At 32.7% G+C, this 6,707-nt stretch carries 9 protein-coding genes; 7 read left to right on the top strand and 2 right to left on the bottom strand.

Annotated elements, in window-relative coordinates; translation table 11 throughout:
• Nucleotides 1-194 precede the first annotated feature (194 nt).
• The 4 genes from MWH25_RS12195 to MWH25_RS12210 all read left to right on the top strand — a co-directional run bounded on the left by MWH25_RS12195 (nucleotide 195) and on the right by MWH25_RS12210 (nucleotide 2,658).
• Nucleotides 195-1,112 carry an ABC transporter permease gene (locus MWH25_RS12195; protein ID WP_248627928.1) on the top strand — a complete coding sequence of 306 codons (918 nt, stop codon included), beginning with the start codon at nucleotides 195-197 and terminating at the stop codon, nucleotides 1,110-1,112.
• A 268-nt stretch (nucleotides 1,113-1,380) separates the two neighbouring features.
• On the top strand, nucleotides 1,381-2,166 hold the full coding sequence (locus MWH25_RS12200; protein WP_248627929.1) for an ABC transporter ATP-binding protein: 786 nt from the start codon (nucleotides 1,381-1,383) through the stop codon (nucleotides 2,164-2,166).
• Nucleotides 2,167-2,219: 53 nt separating this feature from the next.
• A complete protein-coding gene (locus tag MWH25_RS12205; protein ID WP_248627930.1) occupies nucleotides 2,220-2,381 on the top strand; it encodes a hypothetical protein in 162 nt (53 codons plus the stop codon).
• A complete protein-coding gene (locus MWH25_RS12210; RefSeq protein ID WP_248627931.1) occupies nucleotides 2,353-2,658 on the top strand; it encodes an HAD hydrolase family protein in 306 nt (101 codons plus the stop codon). The genes MWH25_RS12205 and MWH25_RS12210 overlap by 29 nt, the downstream gene beginning before the upstream one ends.
• Here the strand turns inward: MWH25_RS12210 and MWH25_RS12215 are convergent.
• Nucleotides 2,647-2,886 carry an ATP-binding protein gene (locus MWH25_RS12215; RefSeq protein ID WP_428832830.1) on the bottom strand — a complete coding sequence of 80 codons (240 nt, stop codon included), beginning with the start codon at nucleotides 2,884-2,886 and terminating at the stop codon, nucleotides 2,647-2,649. The genes MWH25_RS12210 and MWH25_RS12215 overlap by 12 nt on opposite strands.
• 71 nt (nucleotides 2,887-2,957) lie before the next feature.
• A complete protein-coding gene (locus tag MWH25_RS12220; protein ID WP_248627932.1) occupies nucleotides 2,958-3,773 on the bottom strand; it encodes a M15 family metallopeptidase in 816 nt (271 codons plus the stop codon).
• Between the two features lie 447 nt (nucleotides 3,774-4,220).
• Here MWH25_RS12220 and MWH25_RS12225 point away from each other — a divergent pair, with 447 nt between their 5' ends.
• From MWH25_RS12225 to MWH25_RS12235, 3 genes are all read left to right on the top strand, one after another.
• Nucleotides 4,221-4,460 (top strand): hypothetical protein, encoded by a 240-nt coding sequence (locus MWH25_RS12225; RefSeq protein WP_248627933.1) that lies wholly within the window; start codon nucleotides 4,221-4,223, stop codon nucleotides 4,458-4,460.
• 41 nt (nucleotides 4,461-4,501) lie between these two features.
• The gene (locus MWH25_RS12230; protein WP_248627934.1) at nucleotides 4,502-5,041 is read left to right on the top strand and encodes a hypothetical protein; all 540 of its coding nucleotides are present in this window, start codon (nucleotides 4,502-4,504) and stop codon (nucleotides 5,039-5,041) included.
• A gap of 241 nt (nucleotides 5,042-5,282) precedes the next feature.
• Nucleotides 5,283-6,599, top strand: a complete 1,317-nt coding sequence (locus tag MWH25_RS12235) for a CsgG/HfaB family protein (protein WP_248627935.1) — start codon at nucleotides 5,283-5,285, stop codon at nucleotides 6,597-6,599.
• Nucleotides 6,600-6,707 lie beyond the last annotated feature (108 nt).

Consider the following 6,707-nt stretch of genomic DNA (forward strand, 5'->3'; position numbering starts at 1 on the left):
ATATCGGTTTTTTTGTATCTTTTTTTACTGTTAATTTATGTTATTTTTATTAAATCACAAAAGTCGTTGTTGAACCAAATTTATTAATAATATCAAATTAAAAATAAGGTTACATATTAATTTGTAAACTATTATTTGAGTTTAATAGTAGGTTGGAATGAATGAGTTTTAATATATATGAGGGAGGTTAGATAATGAAATTAATTGAAAAAGCAGGTGAGATGATGAAGTTTTCTCCAACTGAAATAAGAAAAGAATTATCTTTTAAAAAAATAATGAATATTTTATTTGATCGTTTTGCTCCTTTAATATTACCTGTATTGTTGCTAATAATCTGGCAGACGCTTGCACTTTCAATTGATAATCCAGTTATATTGCCAACTGTAGATAGAGTATTGAGGTTACTTAGTAATCCTACTGCTAGTTTAATTGGTTTAGGATCAATATTTGGAAATACAGGGATAAGTATTGCTAGAGTTTTGTTGGGCTATACTGCAGCAATAATAATAGGAGTTCCTCTAGGAATTATGGTAGGATATTCACAAAAAGTAGAAAAATTGGCTATGGTATTTGTTAATATATTTCGTCCGATTGCTCCTTTAGCTTGGGTGCCATTAGTTATGGCTTGGTTTGGAGTGGCTAGTTTAGCTAGTGTATTTGATTTAACAAGGGCAAATGCTTTATATGGATTATTGGATAATATGAAGGTGGCTATGATCTTTATTATTTTTGTGGGGGCATTTTTTCCTATTTTCACCAATGCTATTTATGGTGTAAATAGTGTTCGAAAATCTTTACTAGATTCAGCAGTAACATTGGGAGCAGGTAGGAAAGAGATTTTATTGAAAGTTTTATTGCCTGGATCCTTGCCCTCTATTGTAACAGGACTGAGAGTTGGATTAGGTATAGCTTGGATGTGTTTAGTCTCTGCGGAAATGTTGCCTGGGAGTTTAGCAGGTCTTGGATATTTAATTACTCATGCTTATACAATTGCTAGAACTGATGTTGTGATTACTGGTATGATTGTGATCAGTATTGTTGGAGGTCTTTTTGATTATAGCTTTCAATTGATAGAAAAGAAATTTTTCAAATGGCAAAGCTTGTCTAATTGAATACTCTCAGTTAAAAGAAAATATTGGAAGATAAAATATTTAGACATAGGATGTTTTGTAAATATTGATGGTCTAAGGATTTGTGGTTTTATGATTTTGAATTTAACTATCAATTATCAATTGTACACTAAGATGGGGGTGCAGAGAAATTTAGTTATCTGCGAAGTACTGTAGTGATAGGCTTAAATTTAGCAAATGATTTTTATTACGGAAAGTCTAATAAGACTTGTAAGGAGAGTACTGTAATTAAAAGTGGGAGGGTTGATTTATGTCAGGTATTATTGAAATAGAAGAATTGAGTAAAACTTTCCATGTAAAAAACAGTAGAGAAGTTGAAGCTTTAAAAGAGATTGATTTATCTATAAAAGAGCATGAGTTTGTATGTATATTGGGGGCCAGTGGTTCCGGAAAGTCTACCCTTTTAAGGCTGATGGAAGGACTTATTAAACCTACTAGAGGAAGTATTAAAGTTTTTGGGGAAGAGTTGACTGAACCTATTTCTAAAACGGGAATGGTTTTTCAGCAATATACACTACTACCTTGGCGAAATATAATAGATAATGTTACTTTTGGCTTGGAAATCAGAGGGGTTTCCAAAAAAGAACGTTATAAAATTGCGAATGATATTTTATTAAAATTTGGTTTGAAAGGATTTAATGATAGTTATCCTCATGAGTTATCTGGAGGAATGCAGCAGCGAGTAGCAATTGCAAGAACTATAGCTACTTCACCTAAAATTATATATATGGATGAACCCTTTGGAGCTTTAGATGCTATTACTAGAAAAGAAATGCAGAAAGAATTGATGGATTTTTGGTTGCAGGATAAGAGAACAATTGTATTTGTTACTCATAGCGTGGAAGAAGCTGTACTTTTGGGGAATAGAGTTATTGTAATGAGTAGCAGACCTGGGCGAGTGATTGGAGATATAGATATAAACCTTCCTTATCCAAGAGATAAATGGAATGAAAAGTTTGGATCATATGTCAAAAAGTTAATAAATATAATGAATGATGATGACATTAATGATAAAATAATTGAGAATGTAAGTTAAGGTTATAAGGAGGAGTAAAAATAATAAAATTAGAAATCCTAAATTTATCATCTTTGGAGATTAATAAGATAGTCTTTGATCTCAATGGTACGCTAGCTTGTGATGGTGTACTGATAAAAGGAATTAAAGAGAGCTTAAATAAACTGGCTAATAGCTATAAAATTTACATATTAACAGCAGATACTTTTGGTACAGCAGGGGAAATTACTCAATGATCTCAATGCAGAGCTTGTAGTTATCGATTCTGAAGATGGTAGTGGTTTTAAAAGAAGCTTTGTTCAAAAATTAGGTAGTAAAGAGGTAATAGCTATTGGTAATGGAAGTAATGATGGGCCAATGTTAGAAGAGGCAGCAATAGGAATTTTAGTTATGGGTCCAGAAGGTGCTTCAAGTAACAGTTTATTAAAGTCAGATTTAGTAACTCGAGACATTAATGATACGTTTAAAATTCTTTTAAATTTTAAACGTTTAGTAGCTACATTACAAAAATAAAATTGTCTGACTAGATAGTCCAATACCTGTTCCTTTTACATTTCTAGTTAAAGAAGTATCCACTTGTTCGAACTGTTTAAATATCTTCTCTTGTTTCTCTTTAGGAATACCAATTTCTGTATCTTTAACTGCAATATAGATATTCTCTCCTTTATCAGTAAATTTAATTGCATTGGAGGTTAAATTTAGCATAATTATTTCAATATTAAAGGGATCACAGGCTATCACCTTTTTATTTGTTTCAGAATTAAAATATAACCTTCTGAGATTATTCTGAACATAGTCTTTGGAGGTTGTATTTACTGGCTATATTGCTCTAAATATTCTTCTAATGTTAAGTTGCGGTTGGAAATAGTGGTGGCATGTTCCACGCTAACATATCTAATATGCCATGGTTCATATTGATATCCGGTAATATCTTCTTTTCCTTGGGGATATCTGATAATAAAACCATAATCAGCAGCATATCGGGCCAACCACTTTCCTTCCTTTGTCTGCGCAAAGCTCTGACTCAATCCATAATCAATACTAGGACTGGATAAATCAATAGCCAATCCTGTTTGATGTTCACTATGACCAGCCTGAGCACTATATTTATTGGCCAGTTCTTTACCTCTTCTTCGTACATTATAAGAGAAGATTTCTTCTTGTCTTTGATAAGAGCGATAAGCAGATACACCAATAAGAGTTATATTATCTTCTTTAGCTTGAGCAAACAGCTGTTCTAATGCCTTTGCTGCTTCCTTTCTCATCTTCTTTTTTGGTAAATCTTCTGTAAAGGAAAAAGGAATATTAGGAATTACTAAATCCTGTGGAGTATAATCAGCAGGTAATGAGTGTTCCTTATTAACTAAAACCATAATATTGGTTGGTTCAGTAGTGATTATCTCTTCTTTATCCTCTTCTTTTCTTTTTGCGACAGAATCATCTAGATTATTTCTTTGGCGATTGTCGTCTCTTACTTTATCAGTAGGATTATTATCTTGATTGATAGATTGATTATCTTTTCTTATTATACTTCCCCAAGAATTGTCTGCTAAAGCAGTGATGGGGGATGGTTGTAGTGTTATAGTTAATACTACTATAAGAAGGAAGATAATAAGGATCATTTTCATTGTCTTAGCAACTCCTTTTGAACTTTTTCGTTTTCGCCTTTTATCGGTTATCATACTAACATAAGTCTTAATCTAAAACAATAGTAAAATCCGTATTTAGTTTTACTTCTTGTTAATCTTATCCTTAGACTATGACCGAAGACCATTTTGTTCACTTATTATATGGTCATTTATGAACACAATGAAGATTCATTATATTTAAAAGAAAGAATCTTTATTATATAAAAGTTAATTGAAACAATAGCAAATCAATAATAAATTCAAGAATGATATCATATAAACAGTTGATAATTAGGTTGTTTTGGGGGAGAGTATTGCAGGGTATAGTTTTTTATTACTGTTAGCATTTTTATTACAGTTTACAATTTTTGCAATGATAATCAAGATTGGCTTGTATACTTAGAAGAAGATGAAACTGATTCAGTAAACTTTGATCGAGATATTAAGGTGAGTCAATTATTTGTTTCTGTTAAAGACTTCTTTAAGATCTGTTTACATTATATTGCTGCTTTTATTTTATTCTATTTGATTGCACCTGGAATTTTAGGGGTTTTTTTGTTTCAAAAACCAACAAAAAATTTTAAAATTAGAGGAGAAATAAAAGATTATATAGAAATTAAAGAAAGTATGATGTTGGTGGAAAAAATCAGGTTAGAGCGGGAGCAATTAATAGTCAATTGGATTTAGTTAAATTAGATCTGATAAAAAATGTAGAAAGGGGTTTCAAAATGAAAAAAAAAGGATTGATTGTTATGTTAGTTGTATCGACATTAGTCTTATTTACTTCGCCGGTGGCAGCACTAGGGGGATTATTAGAAGAGTTAAATCCGTTGGCAGAGACTAGAGTGGGGTTGATTGAAGGTTATCTAGGAGGGAGTAGTAATCAGTTAGATTTTGTTGATAATTCTGTTTCTGGTGTATATGGAGGATTGAGAAGATGGGTATTGGAAGATTTGGCAGTAGGTGGTGAGGTTGAATATTTAACTACAGATGGGTTAACAAAAGAAGATGATGAAGTTGATATTTCTCTAACTGGAGTTTTAGGTACTGCTACTATTATGATTGAAGAGAGTATAAATTTGGTTGGTTCAGTGGGTTATTATTCTGAAGATCAAGACTCCGATATTGGTTATAAGACAGGTATAGAAGCCAAATTACTCGGTAGTGATTTAAGTTTAGTAGCTCGAGGTGGTTATAGATTTTTAGAACTTGGTGATGATGATTATAGTGGTCTTGAATTTGGAGGGAATTTGATGCTTGAATTTTAGTTAGATCAAATGAGAATAAGAGTTCTGAGAATCTATTGTTTTTAAGGTTTTTAGAGATCTTTTTATTTTTGAAAAATATACTTTAATAATTTATTTGAAGCAATGAGTTATTCTGAAGTTTTTAATGTATTTTAATGTATATTAATATTAAATATGGTAATTAAGTTAAATTTATAAAGGGCTTTAGAGTTCTTTATTGAAAATATTTAATAGTATAATATGTTTCTAGGAGGGATTGAGAATGAATCAAGAAGCAGGAAAGGATTTTTTAGGAGATTATTTGCTGAAGGGGGGAGATAGTTTAATTACTATTTTATTAGCTTTGTTGATTGTTTTTGTTATATCTACTCCCGGATTTGCAGAAAATGGTGTTGCAGTTTTGGAGTTTGGTGGAGAAGGGAGTAATCAATATCGGCAAGCAGCATCCAATTACTTAACTCAGATTTTAATCGATCTGGATCGGATGGATGTTATTTCCAGAAATGAGATTGTTCGTATTTTAGATGAGCAGCGCTTTCAAATGTCCGGTTTTGTAGATGGTGATGCAGGAGGAGAAGCTGGGAATGTATTGGGAGTCGATCGAATCTTTGTAGGAAATATTGATCGGTTGACTACTAGCGGGTCCTGGAGTGATTATGATGGTGAAGCTAGAGTTACTGTTCAATTGATTGATGTAGAGACTGGAACTGTATTACAGTCTTTTCAAAGTGAAGGGAGTTCTTCATCAGAAGATAATAGAACTTCAGCAAGGAATGAAGCTTTAGAGTCAGCAATTAATGATTTAAGCAATCCAATTCGCGAGGTCTTTGCGATTACTTCTTTTGTGACTAATGTCAGTCGAGACAATGTAGATCTGCTCGGTGGAACAGAGATGGGAATTCGCTCTGGTTATCGCTATTATGTTATGCGTCAAGATGAGGCAGGATTTGATAGTAAGATTGGAATGCTCGAGATAGAACAGGTAACTGCTGATAATTCAAGAGCCAAGATATTGTGGCAAGAAGAGCCGATTGAAGAGTATGATACAGTTGAAGAGGTTCCTTATAATCGACAGAAAATGACTGCGATTGGATTTAGCCCTAGAACTTACTCTTTTGATGGTGATTCTGAAATGATACCTACTTTAGAATTTAGAGGAATTATGGAACGTGTTTTTGAATCTGAAAGGGCTGTAATTCTTTCTGGTGGTTATGATGGTGATGTAACTATGCTGGGTTTAGGTATAGAGGGAACATATGAGAAAGCTCTAACGCCAGGAGGGCTTTATCTGGTAGGTAGTGCTGGAGCTGGTTTTAATGTTGCTTGGCAATCATATGACAGTGGAAGAGCTTCTGCTTCAGGTTTTTATGGGAATCTAGGAACAGGATTAAAATATTACTCTGATTATGATCAGGGTTTTAGAATCAGAGCAGGTCTGCAGGGACAGTTAGGTTCAACTATTGATAGTTGGGAAGATACAGATTCAGGTGATAGTGTTGATGATGGTATTCATTCTGAAATTGGTTTGAGCGGAATAGGCTTTAATATTATCGCTACTATGCCGGTGGATATATTGTAATTAAGCTAAGGTATACGTTAACTTAAGCTTAATTACAATTATGGTGTGATCTGTTGCGATATGAAAAGTATCGCCTAGTATTGTGAAGACAATCTACAATAACTAAAA

This window comes from Natroniella acetigena (assembly GCF_023227745.1).
Classification (GTDB): Bacteria; Bacillota; Halanaerobiia; order Halobacteroidales; family Halobacteroidaceae; genus Natroniella; species Natroniella acetigena.